Source organism: Flavivirga spongiicola, from assembly GCF_030540825.1.
GTDB lineage: Bacteria > Bacteroidota > Bacteroidia > Flavobacteriales > Flavobacteriaceae > Flavivirga > Flavivirga spongiicola.
This window is the reverse complement of record NZ_JAUOEO010000001.1, coordinates 4,042,347-4,059,033: the sequence shown is the minus strand read 5'-3', so window position 1 is coordinate 4,059,033 and position 16,687 is coordinate 4,042,347. Positions and strand designations below refer to the sequence as shown.

Sequence of the window (16,687 nt, the reverse complement as noted above, 5' to 3'; positions counted from 1 at the left end):
TGTCCTTAGTTAGTTAATGCAAAATTAAATATTTATATGGTTTGAACATAATTTTTACAGCCCAATTATTAATAAAATAAAAAAAGAGATAGTTTTTTGCCTTTATAACAAAACACCATCTCTTTTTAAAGTAATATTTTATGTTATTTTATGTATTCAACTTTTTGTGCTGCAACTTCATTTTTACTATCAAAAAAGCCTTGCTCGTTCATCCATTTATCGCTGTATACTTTACTCATATATCGAGATCCATGATCTGGAAAGATAACGACAATATTATCTTCTTTTTTAAACTCTCCTAGTTCTCCCAATTGCAAGATAGCTTGTATCACAGCTCCAGACGTATAACCAACAAATAAACCTTCAGTCTTAGCTATTAATCTAGCTGTATGTGCACTTTCTTCGTCTGTTACTTTTACAAATTCATCAATAACTTCAAAATCTGTAGCAGTTGGAATTAAATTCTTCCCTAAACCTTCTATTCTATATGGATAAATCTCTTTTTCATCAAATTCTCTGGTTTCATGATATTTTTTGATAACAGAACCAAAAGCATCCACTCCTATGACTTTAATATTAGGGTTTTGTTCTTTTAAATACTTCGCTGTACCTGAAATAGTACCGCCAGTTCCGCTACAAGCAACAAGGTGTGTTATTTTACCTTCTGTTTGATTCCAGATTTCCGGACCAGTAGATTTATAATGTGCATCAATATTTAACTCATTAAAATATTGATTAATGTAGACTGAGCCTTTTATTTCTTCATGCAAACGCTTTGCTACCTGATAGTACGACCTAGGGTCGTCTGCACTTACATGTGCAGGGCATACATAAACCTTAGCTCCCATGGTTTTAAGCATGTCTATTTTATCTGCTGAAGATTTAGAACTTACAGCCAAAACACAATCGTATCCCTTTATAATACTAACCATAGCTATACTAAACCCAGTATTACCTGAAGTAGTTTCTATAATAGTATCACCTGGTGATAAAATTCCTTTTTGCTCTGCTTGCTCTATAATGTAAAGTGCTATTCTATCTTTTGAAGAGTGTCCTGGATTAAAAGATTCTACTTTTGCGTAAAAGTCTCCTTTAAACTTAGAGGCTATTTTATTAAGTTTAATAAGTGGGGTCTGACCTATTAAATCTAATACATTGTCAAAAACCTGATTTTTGTGTTTCATAAATGCTTTTTATAAGCTTTGGTAATATTACTAAAAATATTCGTAACCTAAAACCTGACAAAAATAAAACATTTTTTTATATTACCTATTAATTCCTTCTAAATCTAATAAAAAGACATATTCTAAAGCAACTTCCTTTAAACTTTCAAAGCGGCCAGAAGCGCCTCCATGCCCGGAATTCATGTCTGTATGCAATAATAACTTGTTTTCATCTGTTTTTAACTCTCTGAGTTTAGCAACCCACTTTGCTGGTTCCCAATACTGTACTTGCGAGTCATGTAATCCAGCAGTAACTAACATATTGGGATAGGGTTTAACTTTTACATTATCATACGGCGAATATGATTTCATGTAGTTATAATAATTTAATTCATTCGGATTTCCCCATTCATCGTATTCTCCCGTTGTTAACGGAATGCTGTCATCAAGCATCGTTGTAACGACATCCACAAAAGGTACTGCTGCTAATATCCCATTATAAAGTTCAGGATTCATGTTAATGATAGTTCCCATTAATAAACCTCCGGCAGAGCCACCATACGCATACAAATGTTTGTCTGATGTATATTTTTGTTCTATTAAATATTTTGAACAATCTATAAAATCATGAAATGTATTTAATTTATTAAGTAATTTTCCATTTTCGTACCAATCTCTTCCTAAATACTCACCACCACGAATATGAGCAATAGCATAAACAAAGCCCCTATCTAATAAGCTTAAGCGAATACTGGAAAATGAGGGGTCGATAGTGGCCCCATAAGAGCCGTAAGCATATTGTAATAGTGGATTTGTTCCATCTAACTTAATTCCTTTTTTATAAACTAAAGAAATTGGCACTTTGACACCATCTCTTGCAGTTGCCCAAATTCGCTTAGATTCATAGTTGTTTTTATCAAACGCACCTCCTAAAACAGCTTGCTCTTTCTTGATCTCTTTTAATTTAGATTTGAAATTATAATCGATCACAGAATTTGGAGAGGTTAAAGAGCTAAAACCATAACGCAGTACTTCGCTATCAAAATCAGCATTATTACCTATATATAAGGTATAAGTTTCAGAATTAAGTGGTAATCTATAATCTTCTGTTCCATCCCAATTAATAATTCGCAAATTATTGAGTCCATTTTCCCGTTCATTGACCACCAAATAGTCCTTAAAAACCTCAATATCTTCTAATAAAACAGTTTCTCTATGTGGAATAACTTCCTGCCAGTTTTCTTTTTTGGTAGCCGTTTCTTTCGTTTTAAGCAATTTGAAATTTGTTGCGCCATCACTATTAGTCATAATATAAAAGTGATCCTCAAAATGAGAAATATTATATTCTAATTCGCGAATCCGTTCTTGAAAAACCTTAAATTCATCATCTGGTGTATCTGCATTTAAAATTCTATATTCGGTAGTCAAAGTACTTGAAGACCCAATAACAATGTATTTTTTCGATTTTGTTTTATATACAAATGTGTTAAAGGTCTCATCTTCCTCATAAAAAACTTCAGCATCTTTTTCTGTATCTGTATGTAATTTATGCTTTAAAATTTTATGTGAACGCAGCGTAATTTCATCTTTAATAGAATAAAACAATGTCTTATTATCATTTGCCCATGTACTGCTCCCTGTTGTGCTCAAGATTTTATCTGAATAGATTTCACCCGTAATCAAATTTTTAATTTGAATGGTATATTGTCTTCTACTAACAGTATCAGTAGAAAACGCTGCTAATGTATTATCTGGACTTATAGCAATACCTCCTAAATTAAAATAAGAATGTCCTTTAGCCATTTCGTTACAATCAAACAAAATTTCTTCTGGAGCGTCTAAACGTTCCTTTTTACGTATATAAATTGGATAATCTTTACCTTTCTCATAACGTGTTATGTACCAATAGCCATTGAGTTTGTAAGGCACCGAAGTGTCATTTTCTTTTATTCGACCTTTCATTTCTTCAAAAAGTTCTTTTTGAAAGGTTTTAGTGTGCTGCATCATACTTTTTGTATAATCGTTTTCAGCATTCAAATAATCTATAACTTCAGGATTTTCTTTATTATTTAGCCAATAATAATTATCAATGCGTAAATCGCCATGAATTGAAAGTTCCTTTGTTTTTTTAGTAGCTACTGGGGTATGTATTGTCTTTTTCAAAAAAGATGAATTTATTCTTAAAATTTAAGCTTTCAAAAATAGAAAAATTAAATAGTTTTGTAATATAATAATCAATTTATAAAATTATGTTTGGAGATATGATGAATATGATGGGTAAACTTAAAGAAGCCCAGAAAAAAGTTGAAGAAACTAAAAAACGTTTAGATACCGTTTTGGTTGATGAAACTAGTAGTGACAATAAGCTTAAAGTGACACTTACTGCAAACAGGACTATTAAATCTATTGAAATTGATGACGAGCTACTTAACGATAAGGAGCAGCTGGAAGATTATTTTATTCTTACCTTAAATAAAGCTATTGAAAAAGCAACAAAAATTAACGAAACAGAGTTAGCCGCTACTGCAAAAGAAGGCATGCCTAATATACCCGGAATGGATATGTTTAAGTAACTATCTCCTTAGTTTTTTTATGATTTTCAGCTAATCTTTCAATATGATTATCCAAGGTATATAATCATAACTTGTCATATTATTTTGTAAAATTAATTACACGAAATATTATATTTGCACCAAACTTATACCCAAAAAACATACTTAATCATAGCTACTTATGCACTTACTTAATTATTTAAGAAATAAATCTTTTTGGGTGATAGATTCATTGAAAGGTTGTAATATTAGAAAGCACCTAGATGAAATATCTTCTGTCATTAATTCTCCAAATAGCTCTAATTCATTAAACATTAGAAAACAACATTTAGAAAATTTATTGAAACACGCAGTAAATACCACGCCATTTTATAAAAGTTATATAAATGCTAGTTCTATTATGGATTTTCCTGTGATAAAAAAAACGATAATTCAAGATAATTTCGAACAGTTTCGGTCCCTGCCATTTAAAAATAAACAGAACTTTAAAGTCTCTACAAGTGGCTCTACTGGTGTGCCATTTTTTTTGTTTCAAGACGAAAATAAAAGAAACAGAAATAGAGCCGATGCTATCCATTTTCTAAAGTGTTGTAATTTTGAAATTGGCAACCGCTTATTTTATTTAGTTGCCCAACTGGAACACAACCAAAAGTCAAAATTCATACCTTGGGTTCAAAATGTTAATCCAGTTGATGTTTCTAAACTAACTGATGAAAAAATAACTGAATTTCTAGATATGATTTCTAAGGATCAAAATCCTAATAAAGCAATTCTAGGGCATGTTTCTGCTTTTGAAACAATAATTCAATTTCTTGAAAAGAAAAACAGGAAAGTTGATAATATCAAATTAAATTCAATTATTGCTAATTCTGAATATTTAAGCCCACAAACAAAATCAACTTTAAACAAATATTTTAATACTCACGCTTTATCCAGATATTCTAGTGAAGAAATTGGAATTATGGCTCATCAAACTATTGATTCACCCAAAAATTTTGTAATAAATCATGCTAGTTACCATATTGAAGTACTTAATTTTGAGAACGATAATCCAGTAAAACCTGGTGAACTTGGAAGAATTGTGGTTACAGATCTTTTTAATTATGCTATGCCTATGATTAGGTATGATACAGGAGATGTCGCCGAATTAATTACCCATGACAATGGAAACATGCAATTTAAGCAAATTGAAGGCAGAAAAATGGATTTAATTTATAATTCTCAAGGTCAGATCGTATCATCTTTTTTGGCTAATACTAAACTCTATAAATATTATGCATTGCTAAAACAGTATCAATTTATACAACAAGGCAAAAAGGAATACGAAATAAAGCTTAATTTACAAGGTGATACATTCCCTTATGAAAACGACCTGATTGAAGATGTAAAAAAAGATTTTGGCAAAGATGCTAACGTTACCATTACTTATGTAGATGAGATCCCTCCGCTTGCATCCGGAAAAAGACGAAAAGTGGTTAACAATTATCAAAAAAAACAAACTTCCTATTAAATTTAAAAAGTTCTTTAATTTTAGATTAATCCAACTAACAAAAACACCTCTTTGTTTCATCACCAAAGTATCATATATTTCATTAATTTGTTGTGATGACGTGAACATATCTCCAAAATGAAAAGACAACAAAAATCAACAAAACAAAACTGAACATTACTGTAAAAGAAGGCAGGCCTAATATACCTGAATGAATATGCTTAAATAACAGCTCGTAACGTGCTTAATAGTTTGTCATGCATTTTACTTGTATAATCTAAATGCGTGACTATTCGGAGCTTATTACTTCCCATACTAATAATATGAATGTCTTTACCTGCTAGTTTTTGCACAAAAGAATTTTCATCTACACCTGTATTTAATTCAAAAACAACAATATTAGTTTCTATAGGTTCGACGGTTTTAATAATTGACAACCTAGTAAGGGCCTCCCCTATCTCCTTAGCCTTTTTATGGTCTTCTATTAATCTTTTAATATTATTATCCAAAGCATACAGCCCCGCAGCAGCTAAATAACCAACTTGACGCATATTACCTCCAAAAATCTTTCTAATTCGTATAGCGTGCTTCATAATTTCTGAATCGCCTACCAAAACGGATCCTATTGGACAGCCCAGACCTTTACTTAAGCATACCGAAATAGTATCAAAGACCTCCCCATATTGCTTAGTAGTTTCATTTTTAGCTACCAAAGCATTCCATATACGCGCACCATCTAAATGAAATCCAAGATTATTTTCGTCACAAATAGTTCTTATTTTTTTTATCTCATTAAAATCCCAACAGGCACCTCCTCCTTTATTCGTGGTATTTTCAATCTCAACTAAGCTTGTTTGACTATAATAATAAGCATCAGGATTTATAGCATCTAAAACATGCTCTGCTTTAAACATACCTCTACTACCATCAATTAGCTTGCAAGAAACACCACTGTTAAATGACGCACCGCCAGATTCATAATTATAAATATGGGCATACTTATCACAAATGACCTGATCTCCTGGATTTGTATGTAATTTTAATGCTGTTTGATTCGCCATCGTTCCACTAGGAAAAAATAAAGCATTGCTCTTTCCAAACATATTTGCCACACGCTGTTCCAGTTCATTAACAGTTGGATCTTCTCTAAAGACATCGTCTCCAACTTTTGCTTGCATCATAGCATCTAACATGTCTTTCGTTGGTGTAGTAACTGTGTCACTTCTTAGGTCTATTATCATAAAACGATCATATTATCGTACAAAATTAACTTTATAACCCAAAAATGTAAAGTTATTTATTCGAAATATTATATTTGGATAGATGTATGATCCCCCAAACATACAAATTAAAACTACTTATGAATTTGATAAATCATTTAAGAAACAGATCTTTCTGGCTAATAGATTCCTTAAAAGGTGGAGTCATTAGAAAACATCTGAATGAAATATCTTTTGTTATTAATAGCCCTTATAGTTCTGATTCATTAAGCATTAGAGAACAACATCTCAAAAACTTATTAAAACACGCCACCGAATCAACACCTTTTTATTTCGATTATAAAGGCACAGATCATATTGACGATTTTCCTGTTATAAGAAAAACAGTTATTCAAGAAAACTTTAAGGACTTTCAATCAATTCCTTATATTCAAAAACAAAATTATAAAGTTTCTACAAGTGGTTCAACGGGGATTCCTTTTTTTCTTTTTCAAAATAAAAACAAAAGGCATAGAAATATAGCCGACGTTTTATATTTTTCTCGCCAATCAAATTTTAAAATTGGAAATAGATTGTATGAACTGGAAGTATGGAGAAAACATAACAAGAAAAGTGTTTACAAATCATTGCTGCAAAATATCATACAATTTGATATTTCTAAGTTAACAGATTCCAGAATTTTAAGTCTTATAAACTTACTTAAAAGCTCTAAACAAGAAAAGAACATTCTTGGTTTTGCATCATCTTACGAGCAAATATGTCAGTATTTAGATAGAAATAAAACAGACTTAGGTGACTTAAATATTAATGCCGTTATAGCTAATTCTGAATATCTAAATCAATACACAAAAACATCATTAAGTAAACACTTTAATACAGCTGTATTATCTAGGTATTCAAGTGAAGAAGTAGGGATTATTGCCCAGCAAACACTTGATTCACAAGAACATTTTGTAATAAATCATGCTAGTTATTATGTTGAATTATTAGATTTTGATGAAGACAAACCTGTAAAATCAGGAGAATATGGTAGAATTGTTGTTACCGATTTATTTAACTATTGTATGCCTATTATTAGGTATGATACTGGTGATATTGCTAAACTAATCAAGCTTGAAAATGGTCAAACAAAATTTGAAAAAATTGAAGGCCGAAAAATGGATTTAATCTTTGACACCAAAGGAAATATGATTTCTTCTTTTGTAGTTTATACTAAATTCTATAATTATTATACTTTATTAAAGCAATACCAATTTATTCAACAAAGTGAAAAAGAATATGAGGTTAAGCTAAACGTACTTGATACCTTCCCTTTTGAAAAAGAATTAATTGAAAGTATTAAAAAAGATTTTGGGAGTGATGCAAAAGTGACTATTACATATGTAGACGAAATACCCCTCCTTTCTTCAGGAAAACGGAAAAAGGTAGTCAATAATTATCATAAAGCATAGTATTAAAATATGCCTTTATAATTCTAACATATGCTACACCTCTAATATTGACTATAATTATATAGCTGATATAAAATGCAGTATTCCGTTTTCTCAAATCACAGGAAATCCAGCATTAACCTTTAGTAGGCATTCGTTTAATACAAATTCTCAGTCCTTTTATCTGAAAAAGACAATTAATTAACTATATAAATATAACTCTCACTTATCTGTAATTAAAACTGATGCGCTTTATCTTACTATTTCAACTAGGTAAAATAATCTTCTAAATTATTGGGTTTGAGCAATCAAACATTGAAATCTATAATAACTCATATTCATAGTGCCATTTTTTCGTATAGATACCCCTAAGCCCCATTCGACAATAACCTTTTACCGTCGAAAACTGCTGTATATCTTTTTAACCTAAAAATCTAGTATTTAATCTATTAGTCGAAAAAACTGACTGTTTTAACAAAATTTATTTAAATCAAATGCGCTTTTTGCTAGGTTTGTTTTTTAGCTATTAATCACCTAAACGAATTTTAAATTATGAAACAATTAAAAAAATTATTTTTACTAATGATACTTGTTGTGTTAGCATCTTGTCAAAACGAGACATTAACAGAAGCTTCTTCATTAGAGGAGAACGAAGCTGCAATGGAAGAAGAGATATTAGTATCTGATGGTGAAGAAGATGAAACTTTTGTACTTAATGATGAAAGTGAGAATCTTGTAACCCCAAAACTTACTTTTTCCAAATTCAGTAACTCAAGTAAATCAGGTTCTACTGACTGTATTCCTGATATTGAAGGATTAGAAGAAAGTTTACCAGATGTTGTAAGTGCTCGAACTACAGCAAAACCTGGTAATGAAGCTTACTTTGATCTTGAAATTCTGGATACTAATTTGGCAGGTAGTGATATCCCAGCTTGGTGTATCGAAATTTTATTGGACTTAGATATTGAAGGTCCTCTGGATTTTGCTGTTTATTCTAGCTTAGGAGATCTTCCTGAAGGGAAATTTTTACATCCTGAAAACTTTGACTTAGTTAACTGGATTTTAAACCAACCTTTTATTGGAGCTGAAAGTCCTGGTGGAGGCACCTATACTTATGGACATGTTCAGTGGGCCATTTGGAAACTTACAGATGATTTTATTTGTAATAATTGTTCCAATCTAACTAATCCAATAAGACAATGGAAAGACGATGAAGATAATAACATTAGAAAAGGAACAGAAATTCTTGAAGCTGCACAAGCAAATGGTGAAGGGTTTACTCCTCAATGCGGACAGAAGTTAGGAATTATTCTTTCTCCTGAAGGAAAACAATCTATCATTATTACTAAAGAAGTACCTCCTTTGGAAGAAGAGTGTAGCGATTGTGAAGGTAAGGTAAGTGAATTAGAATTAGAATTTGATTGGTATAGAAGCAAAAGAGTTAAAATATACCAGAAAAAGGAAAACACTTGTTACGGTGTTAAGGTTTTTGATAAAGTATTAGAACCAGGAGAGAAATTCACTATTAACGGCGCAAATAGCGATGGTACATTTGGCAAGTATATTTACATATACATTGGCAACAGATGTTACTATTACACTAAGATAAAGACTAATTGTTATACAAAAATTGGACCTGGATACACTAGAGGTGTTTTCAATGTAGTAAGTGGAAGAAGTACTCAAGGTGGAGAGCTTTGTGAGTATGTTAAACCCGACTATAATTGTTATAGACACTGGGGATGCAAGTACTACAGCAAATGTAGATACGGATGGCATTATTAAAACATGTATAGTCCTAAATAAGCGATACAGATTATAAAGGATTAAATTTATAAATTAAAGCTGAACAATGATGCCTCATTGTTCAGCTTTTTTGATTTGTATTGTTTTCTTTTGAGTTCGTTTTGTTAGTGCATCTTTTCAGGAGTTAACATATGATTTGATAAATGAGGCCTTTGATCATTATAAATATCAATTGCATCTTTGATCAGTTTCTTCTTTATATCCAGATCTTTAATACTTCTGGCTATATCAAATTCTTGTTTTAAAATCCCATTTACTCTTTCTGCGATTGCGTTTTCATAGGGGTCATATTTCTCAGTCATACTTGAACTTATATTATTACTCATCAATAGTTGTTGATACTCATTAGAACAGTATTGCAAACCTCTATCAGAGTGGTGTATTAGTGGTTGGTTTTTATACATTCTATTCCCTAATGCCATATTGAGAGCTTGCAATGAACCTTCCATACTTAGGCTATCAGATATATTATAACCTACTACTTTCTTGGAGTATGCATCTGTGATCAAGGCCAGGTAAGAAGGGTTGCTCCTAGTTCCTACGTAAGTTATATCACTAACCCACACAGATTCTGGTTTTTCTATCTCCATGGTACTTATCAGGTTTTTGTGTTTTCTGAACCGATGGTGCGAATCTGTAGTGATATGGTAACTTTTCTTTGGGGTTATAAGCATATGGTTAGCTCGTAATATTTTAAATAACTTATCTCTGCCTACCTTTAGAGCTGATAGTTCTTTTTTTAACAAATGGTACAGCTTTCTAGCTCCTAGCTTGGGCATGACATTGCGTATACCACGAACTAGGGCGATCACTTTTTGAACTATGGCTTGTCTTTGGGCTTTTGATTTTATAGCCCTATAATAAACCTGTCTGTCTACCCCGAGTAATTTACAGGTAGAAACTAATGTTTCTTTGTGTGCTTCTTTATAGTGTTCAATAACTCGGGTTTGTAATTTTTTCTGATTGGAATATCATATTCTTTCTCTGCCATATCAACAAGCATGTCAAAGATGATCACTTTCTTGTCAGCGCGTTCAGCCAAATGTTCTGCCCGAGCTTTTTGCTTTTCCAGCAGTTTGATTTTTGCTTCTAATTCAAGTATCTTTTGTTCCGGTGTTTTTGCCAAAGTAAAAGGGGATTGATCTTCCCAATCAAAGGTACCGTATTTTTTCAACCAATTGGTTACCGTAGAGTCTCCTTGAATGCCATATTTAGCTTTGGCCTGGCTTTTTGTGAGATTGCCTTGTTCTATGTCTTCTACTAATTGAAGCTTGAAAGAAAGCGAATAATCTTTTTGGGTACGCTTTAAATACCCTTTGTTTTCTGATGTTTTCATTACACTAAGCTTTTAGTGTATCGCTATTTTAGGACGGGACAAAACTAAACTTCAATTTAGTTTCTATAAAAATCTCAATTTCTCATGCTATTAATTTTGATCATGATATCAAGTAAATCCGTGAGAATTTAGTTGAATAGTAGTCACAGATTTGCTTAATTATGTTATAACTAACTATATGTTAAGATACTGAAATTTAGATGAAGATTCCTCTGTTAGCATGAAGGAAAAGGCGTAAACTGGTGAACAATTTTACTCAATAACTAGTTTTTGAACCAATTATTAAATTCTTAATCCTTAATGCATATTTATATATCATAGGTAAAGGGTCTTTAACCGCAAACTTAAAAGGCGTATTATTAATTATATATTTAACTCTGAAAGCAAACATCGGATTAATAGATATCTGCCTAGCCAAACCTTTTAAGTTAAGACATGAAATCAATCTTGCTTTTTGAATTTCAACTTTCCTATTTAAGCTAGCTAGACATAATAAATTAGGAAAATTAACACCAGCTAGTACAGATGCCTCTGTGTTTACCCAAAACCTAGGGTTTATCTCCAAAACTTTGAATGAATTATCACTTTCATTAAATCTAAAATCAATATTGGCAATACCCGACCAGTTAAGGCTTTTTATGAGTTGTTTTGATGTTGTAATCAATTCATCTTCTTCCACGAAATCAATACTAATTTGCGGACTAAATTCACCATTTTTTAAAAAACTGTCTTTTTGGATTGTATAAGCTAAAATACTACCTTGGTTACAAAGAACATTACAACAAATATCATATCCTTTAATATAACTTTGAACAATATGATCGTATTGAAAATTACTTCTTTCAAAATAAGCAACAAGTTCTTTTTCAGAAGCAAATTTATTAATACCCATTCCCCCTCCAAAACCTTTTACAGGCTTAACTAACATGGGAAAACTAAAATCAGATGGCAGGACTGGTAGTGAATCTCCAGCCTGTACTATAATGCTTTTAGTACATGGTAGTTTTAACTTCTTTAAGTGCTTATATAGAAGCCCTTTATCTCCTGCTATTGTTAAACTTTCATAAGAGGGTAATAGGCATATTTTTTTCGGGCAATCTAGAAACTTTTTATTTTCAATCATTTTTTGAATACCCGCTTCAAAAATAGGTACTACTAAATCAATATTGTATTTCTTAACAATATCATTTATGCTATTAATCCATTGAAATTCATCATGTTTTTTTGATACATATATGTACTTATATACATATCTTGAAAAACGCATTTCGCTAATTTTTTTGTTTGTCATTACATAGATTTGAATATCATTGTTTATAGCTAAACAATTAATCACTAATCTTAAAAGGTGAGATTCTCCATCAGGAATTAAAACTGAGGTATATCTATGTTTCTCATTTGCCATTAATTACTCCTTCCTTTTTTCAAAAGTTCATCAACAAATTCCTCTTTAAAAGGTCCATAAGCTATTTGTAAACTACTTATCCCCATTCTGTATGTATTATACTCTATTAATACAGGTTCTTCATCTTCATCAATAGCTACATCCCAAGCCACTAGCCTAAAATAAGGTATTTTAAAATGGGTATCCTTAACAAGGTTAACGACATTCTGGTAAGCTGGTATTTTGAATTTATCTAGCTTTATACCTGTATCTGTTTCTACCTTGTTCTGCCCTGATTTGTAATACCCTGTTTGATTCAAAAAGCCATCATCATTAATACCACAAGAAATCCCCCCCATAGAAGCACTATCAACAAATGAATTTGTGCCTCCAATTCTCACTACAGAAGCTAAAATATGTACTTGCCCTTCTTTTAAAAAGCTTAACAACCTTATTGTATTTACAGATGACTCATTTAATTTTTTCATTTCAGAATGTTGTATTAAAACTTCTTGAATGATAAAATCTTTTGAATACAAATTCATAACTTCTTTTAACGATAAACCCTTATAATCTGTATTTTTATTTTTTAATGAAAACCCAACGACTCCCGTTCCTCCTCCCGAATCAATTGATGGCTTAATAACAAGAAAACTGCTGTTTGAACATATATTTATAGCCTCATCTTGTGTTATTTGCATGCCATTAGAATAATAAAAACCGTTCATGTTTTTTATAACACATTTGGGTTGCTTAATATTTACAAAAATTCTGTCCAATAAATTTTTGTCTAATAAAGCTGGCCATTGCCTTTGATTATTAAATGCAGGAGCTATTATGGGATGAAAAATATCTTCAGGAATATATTTAACAGAAAACTTCCCATTAAACCCAATATAATATTCATGATAGTCAGTTTTTATGTTTTTATAACCTAAACTTTTGTAATATGTCCTAATTTCCTTTTTTTGTTGAAAACTTAGATTAGGTGGTCTGTGTGTGCGTTTGTTTAATTTAATTAGCCGACGATAATACATCCTCAAATTAAACCTTATTAAATCGTTCTTTATTCGTATAAAAAATAATATAAATTTTCTTTTAAAAAGATGATACATACTTATAAGCTTTGCTTTATATTATTGAAATTAAAATAAACAAATTATTAGAAGCTATTACTTTCAGATTATATAATCATATACTAAAATCAAATAATCACAATTAAGTCTTACTATAAGTTAAAATACTATCTTAATAGACTTTATAAACACCTAACGATATACTTTTCAATCCAGTAAACAAGAGTTAATCCCTAACTTTAAATAAATAAGGTTTTAAATCAATAACATATTTACACCAAAAATATTTATAAATAACAACTATAAATAAATAAATCGTTAAGTCGCTTAATTATTCTATAAATTATTAGTAGTAATTGTTTTCTTCTGAACGTGTAAATCCTATTTTTGTTTAAAATAAAATAACTTATGATTACATCAGATCAGATTAAAGATCTTAATTCCCGCCTTGACAAACTAAGGCACTATCTTTGACGTAGACGTCAAACTTATAGAAATACAAAACGAAGAAGAGCAAACGTTCGACTCCAATTTCTGGGTTGAAGATTATAATAAAATAAAGCCCTAATTGAAGTTTCATTTGATAAGGTAACTAAAAATGTTTTTTACTATATTATTTAAAACATGTCTCTTAACGATGATGGTATTAGAAAAGAATAATTAATTTAATACTTGACACAAAAGGCATTTACTAACTGCTTAGCAATAAAAATATTCACTCAATTATTAAGGCATCATATATTTTACCGATATCTTTTTCATTGGTAAACATATCCCCAAAATGACAAATTACAGCCGTATTCTCAGGAGCTGTTCTTGGTTGATATAATACTACATTTTTATTCGATTCTATATTATTTACCTCTATTAAAGTAGAAATCAATGGCTGATCACTCGTTGACCTAATAATTCTATCCTTATACTTTTCTAAAAAGGCAGCCTTACTTTGCTTAACATTTTTAGTAATATTCTTAAAGTCTTTTGAAATACTATACAAGGAACATATAGCATGATACGGTCCTGTATACAATTTATTAATATGCGTATCGATATCCATAGTAAATGGGACATCTCCTCTCCTTTCGGGTTTATATGCAGCATCTTTGTAGGTAATAAATCCAGCTCCTGTTAAGCCACCTAACCCTTTACATGAACTAAATGTACAAGCATCAGCTAAGTCATGATTTGGCTCGAGATTGATAGAAGCTGTAGCATCTAAGAATAATTTTGCCTTTTTAGAATCCGATAATGATTTTAATAGCTCAATATCACACAAAAAAGCATCAGCCGTTTCTGCATAGGCAGTTGCCACCCAATCATAGGTATTGTTCACAGCCATTTCTCCTTCAATATCTTTATATTTAATAACTTTAAATGTTGTATCTGGCAACATTTTTAATTTATTGCTAATTATTACCTCTAATCGACGACTATAGTATCCGGAATCTATAATTAGTATTTTTCCTAAAACAATATTAGAAGTGGCAATATCTATAGCTGTTGTACCTCCTCCTTGAAATCTAACAATTTTGTCGTGCCCTGTTAGATTCAAAATATTGTTCAAGACAAGAGCTTCTATATGAGTATATTCTTCATCTCCACGCCCAAATACTCCTTTTAAGTCAAACATATTTAAATATGACATGTTTGATGGCCCTGGTGTAAACATAATTTTACTAGAATTACGTTTTTGTACTATCGAATTCACAGTTCTCTTTCGTAATTTATTACTTGAAACTCCTTTAGTCCTTGAGAATGTTATAGTGTTATCTGCATCGTTTTGATTGTCTGAACCATGAATTAAATAATCTATATTATAAGTATCTAGAATAACATTGGTTATATCCCAAGGAGTAGGAATAACTTCATCAACATCTCTTAAAGCTTCTAATACCTCTTTTCTATGGTTAAAGTCTAACTCAGATTGATATCCCTTGTGTTTTATAATTTCATCATCGGTAGATAAGCCAATTATAATAATGGTATTATGATTTATAAAATATTCCTTAGCCTTCTTTATTAATCGGATATGCCCATGATGAATAATGGTAGCGCAAAAGTCTATCATTATTCTTAATGTCTTGTCGTCTTTATTTTTTATCATTGGTTAAAATATTCTTCATGAGGCTCTTTTTATTTTCTATTGGTGTTGTAGTTGGTCTTCCCAGGTTACTTCTTGAATCAATTCTAACCTTAATTTCCAAAAAAGCAACGCCTTGGTGAGAGTTAAAATCTACTAATACATCTTTTAATTCTTTTGTTTTACTCACACTATATATTTTTGTATAACCACAAGAATTCGCTATTTGTGGCATATCTATGCTAAAACCTAAAGTGCTTTGCCCTCCAACCGATTCATGAGCTCCATTATTAAAGACAATATGTCTGTAGTTTTTTAGTCCGGAACTTCCAATGCTACTCAGACTACCTGTATGCATCAATACGGCTCCATCACCATCAAAACAATATACCTTTCTTTTTTTCTTTTCTTTGGCGATTCCTAATGCAATCATTGATGCATGCCCCATAGAGCCAACTGTTAGAAAATCTTTACTATGCGTCTGCTTTTTTTCAACCCTATATTCAAATAGTTCTCTGGATAATTTTCCCGTTGTAGAAACGACAATATCTTTTTCAGACAAAAAATCTGTAACAATCTTCATGGCTGTTTCTCTAGACATCTCTAAATCCGATTGCGTCCCCGATTGTAATTTATATGAACTAAATACTCCCTTTTTTACGACTATAGCATGTGGTTTTCCCAAACGTTTTGTTTGATTGATAATATCCTTTGTTTTTGTAATTGATGTCGTTTCATCGTCATCAATAATTATATATGGAATCTCCATAACATCAAGCATACTCAATGTTGTTTGTCCTTGCATGAAGTGCTGTGGCTCATCTTTTACATTTGGTTCTCCTCGCCAACCAATTAACAATAATAATGGTATACTATATACATTTTCATTTGCTAACGATAGTAATGGATTTACCGCATTTCCTAAACCAGAATTTTGCATATATATGACAGGCACCTTATTCGTTGCTAAATGATATCCAGATGCTAAAGCAATTGAAGCCCCTTCATTAGCCGTAATAACATGGTCACTTTCTTTTAAATTATCTGAAACATAAGACACAAAGTTTTTTAACAGTGAATCGGGAACACCTGTAAAAAAGTTTACGTCATTATTCTTAAATACATCAAAATATGTTTTTACCGATATCATC

At 31.0% G+C, this 16,687-nt stretch carries 13 protein-coding genes and 1 pseudogene; 5 read left to right on the top strand and 9 right to left on the bottom strand.

What is annotated here, in order from left to right; all coding sequences use genetic code 11:
- Positions 1–143: 143 nt before the first annotated feature.
- Positions 144–1,184 carry a PLP-dependent cysteine synthase family protein gene (locus tag Q4Q47_RS16115; protein ID WP_303307662.1) on the bottom strand — a complete coding sequence of 347 codons (1,041 nt, stop codon included), beginning with the start codon at positions 1,182–1,184 and terminating at the stop codon, positions 144–146.
- An 81-nt stretch (positions 1,185–1,265) separates the two neighbouring features.
- Entirely contained in the window at positions 1,266–3,326 is a 2,061-nt protein-coding gene (locus tag Q4Q47_RS16110) for a S9 family peptidase (RefSeq protein WP_303307661.1), read from the bottom strand.
- A gap of 86 nt (positions 3,327–3,412) precedes the next feature.
- Here Q4Q47_RS16110 and Q4Q47_RS16105 point away from each other — a divergent pair, with 86 nt between their 5' ends.
- Both Q4Q47_RS16105 and Q4Q47_RS16100 read left to right on the top strand, forming a co-directional pair.
- The gene (locus Q4Q47_RS16105; protein ID WP_303307660.1) at positions 3,413–3,736 is read left to right on the top strand and encodes a YbaB/EbfC family nucleoid-associated protein; all 324 of its coding nucleotides are present in this window, start codon (positions 3,413–3,415) and stop codon (positions 3,734–3,736) included.
- Between the two features lie 160 nt (positions 3,737–3,896).
- The gene (locus Q4Q47_RS16100) at positions 3,897–5,225 is read left to right on the top strand and encodes a phenylacetate--CoA ligase family protein (RefSeq protein ID WP_303307659.1); all 1,329 of its coding nucleotides are present in this window, start codon (positions 3,897–3,899) and stop codon (positions 5,223–5,225) included.
- Positions 5,226–5,425: 200 nt separating this feature from the next.
- Here the strand turns inward: Q4Q47_RS16100 and Q4Q47_RS16095 are convergent, their stop codons facing one another.
- The gene (locus Q4Q47_RS16095; protein ID WP_303307658.1) at positions 5,426–6,445 is read right to left on the bottom strand and encodes a threonine aldolase family protein; all 1,020 of its coding nucleotides are present in this window, start codon (positions 6,443–6,445) and stop codon (positions 5,426–5,428) included.
- 119 nt (positions 6,446–6,564) lie between these two features.
- On the opposite strand from Q4Q47_RS16095, the gene Q4Q47_RS16090 reads away from it, so the two are divergent.
- Positions 6,565–7,875 carry a phenylacetate--CoA ligase family protein gene (locus tag Q4Q47_RS16090; protein WP_303307657.1) on the top strand — a complete coding sequence of 437 codons (1,311 nt, stop codon included), beginning with the start codon at positions 6,565–6,567 and terminating at the stop codon, positions 7,873–7,875.
- A gap of 531 nt (positions 7,876–8,406) precedes the next feature.
- The gene (locus Q4Q47_RS16085) at positions 8,407–9,639 is read left to right on the top strand and encodes a hypothetical protein (RefSeq protein WP_303307656.1); all 1,233 of its coding nucleotides are present in this window, start codon (positions 8,407–8,409) and stop codon (positions 9,637–9,639) included.
- A 125-nt stretch (positions 9,640–9,764) separates the two neighbouring features.
- Here Q4Q47_RS16085 and Q4Q47_RS16080 read toward each other — a convergent pair whose 3' ends face one another.
- The 4 genes from Q4Q47_RS16080 to Q4Q47_RS16065 all read right to left on the bottom strand — a co-directional run bounded on the left by Q4Q47_RS16080 (position 9,765) and on the right by Q4Q47_RS16065 (position 13,417).
- Positions 9,765–10,598 carry an IS3 family transposase gene (locus Q4Q47_RS16080; RefSeq protein ID WP_303308487.1) on the bottom strand — a complete coding sequence of 278 codons (834 nt, stop codon included), beginning with the start codon at positions 10,596–10,598 and terminating at the stop codon, positions 9,765–9,767.
- Positions 10,562–10,996, bottom strand: coding sequence for a hypothetical protein (locus Q4Q47_RS16075; protein WP_303307655.1), 435 nt, complete (start codon positions 10,994–10,996; stop codon positions 10,562–10,564). The genes Q4Q47_RS16080 and Q4Q47_RS16075 overlap by 37 nt, the downstream gene beginning before the upstream one ends.
- 256 nt (positions 10,997–11,252) lie before the next feature.
- Positions 11,253–12,401 (bottom strand): ATP-grasp domain-containing protein, encoded by a 1,149-nt coding sequence (locus Q4Q47_RS16070; RefSeq protein WP_303307654.1) that lies wholly within the window; start codon positions 12,399–12,401, stop codon positions 11,253–11,255.
- Positions 12,401–13,417 carry a sugar-transfer associated ATP-grasp domain-containing protein gene (locus Q4Q47_RS16065; protein ID WP_303307653.1) on the bottom strand — a complete coding sequence of 339 codons (1,017 nt, stop codon included), beginning with the start codon at positions 13,415–13,417 and terminating at the stop codon, positions 12,401–12,403. Before Q4Q47_RS16065 ends, Q4Q47_RS16070 begins: the two co-directional genes overlap by 1 nt.
- Before the next feature lie 447 nt (positions 13,418–13,864).
- On the opposite strand from Q4Q47_RS16065, the pseudogene prfB reads away from it, so the two are divergent.
- Positions 13,865–13,994 (top strand): annotated as a pseudogene (gene prfB / locus Q4Q47_RS23750) (peptide chain release factor 2); the annotation flags it as partial.
- A 177-nt stretch (positions 13,995–14,171) separates the two neighbouring features.
- Here prfB and Q4Q47_RS16055 read toward each other — a convergent pair.
- Complete coding sequence (locus Q4Q47_RS16055; protein ID WP_303307652.1) at positions 14,172–15,560, bottom strand: adenylyltransferase/cytidyltransferase family protein; 1,389 nt, start codon at positions 15,558–15,560, stop codon at positions 14,172–14,174.
- On the bottom strand, positions 15,547–16,686 hold the full coding sequence (gene aepY / locus Q4Q47_RS16050) for a phosphonopyruvate decarboxylase (RefSeq protein WP_303307651.1): 1,140 nt from the start codon (positions 16,684–16,686) through the stop codon (positions 15,547–15,549). Before aepY ends, Q4Q47_RS16055 begins: the two co-directional genes overlap by 14 nt.
- Position 16,687: the final 1 nt, after the last annotated feature.

Excerpts from the sequence above, each read along its gene's own strand:
- Q4Q47_RS16115 (WP_303307662.1), bottom strand. The coding sequence starts at position 1,184 with ATGAAACACAAAAATCAGGTTTTTGACAATGTATTAGATTTAATAGGT.
- Q4Q47_RS16105 (WP_303307660.1), top strand. The coding sequence starts at position 3,413 with ATGTTTGGAGATATGATGAATATGATGGGTAAACTTAAAGAAGCCCAG.
- Q4Q47_RS16100 (WP_303307659.1), top strand. The coding sequence starts at position 3,897 with ATGCACTTACTTAATTATTTAAGAAATAAATCTTTTTGGGTGATAGAT.
- Q4Q47_RS16095 (WP_303307658.1), bottom strand. The coding sequence starts at position 6,445 with ATGATAATAGACCTAAGAAGTGACACAGTTACTACACCAACGAAAGAC.
- Q4Q47_RS16090 (WP_303307657.1), top strand. The coding sequence starts at position 6,565 with ATGAATTTGATAAATCATTTAAGAAACAGATCTTTCTGGCTAATAGAT.
- Q4Q47_RS16085 (WP_303307656.1), top strand. The coding sequence starts at position 8,407 with ATGAAACAATTAAAAAAATTATTTTTACTAATGATACTTGTTGTGTTA.
- Q4Q47_RS16075 (WP_303307655.1), bottom strand. The coding sequence starts at position 10,996 with ATGAAAACATCAGAAAACAAAGGGTATTTAAAGCGTACCCAAAAAGAT.
- Q4Q47_RS16070 (WP_303307654.1), bottom strand. The coding sequence starts at position 12,401 with ATGGCAAATGAGAAACATAGATATACCTCAGTTTTAATTCCTGATGGA.
- Q4Q47_RS16065 (WP_303307653.1), bottom strand. The coding sequence starts at position 13,417 with ATGTATTATCGTCGGCTAATTAAATTAAACAAACGCACACACAGACCA.
- Q4Q47_RS16055 (WP_303307652.1), bottom strand. The coding sequence starts at position 15,560 with ATGATAAAAAATAAAGACGACAAGACATTAAGAATAATGATAGACTTT.
- aepY (WP_303307651.1), bottom strand. The coding sequence starts at position 16,686 with ATGATATCGGTAAAAACATATTTTGATGTATTTAAGAATAATGACGTA.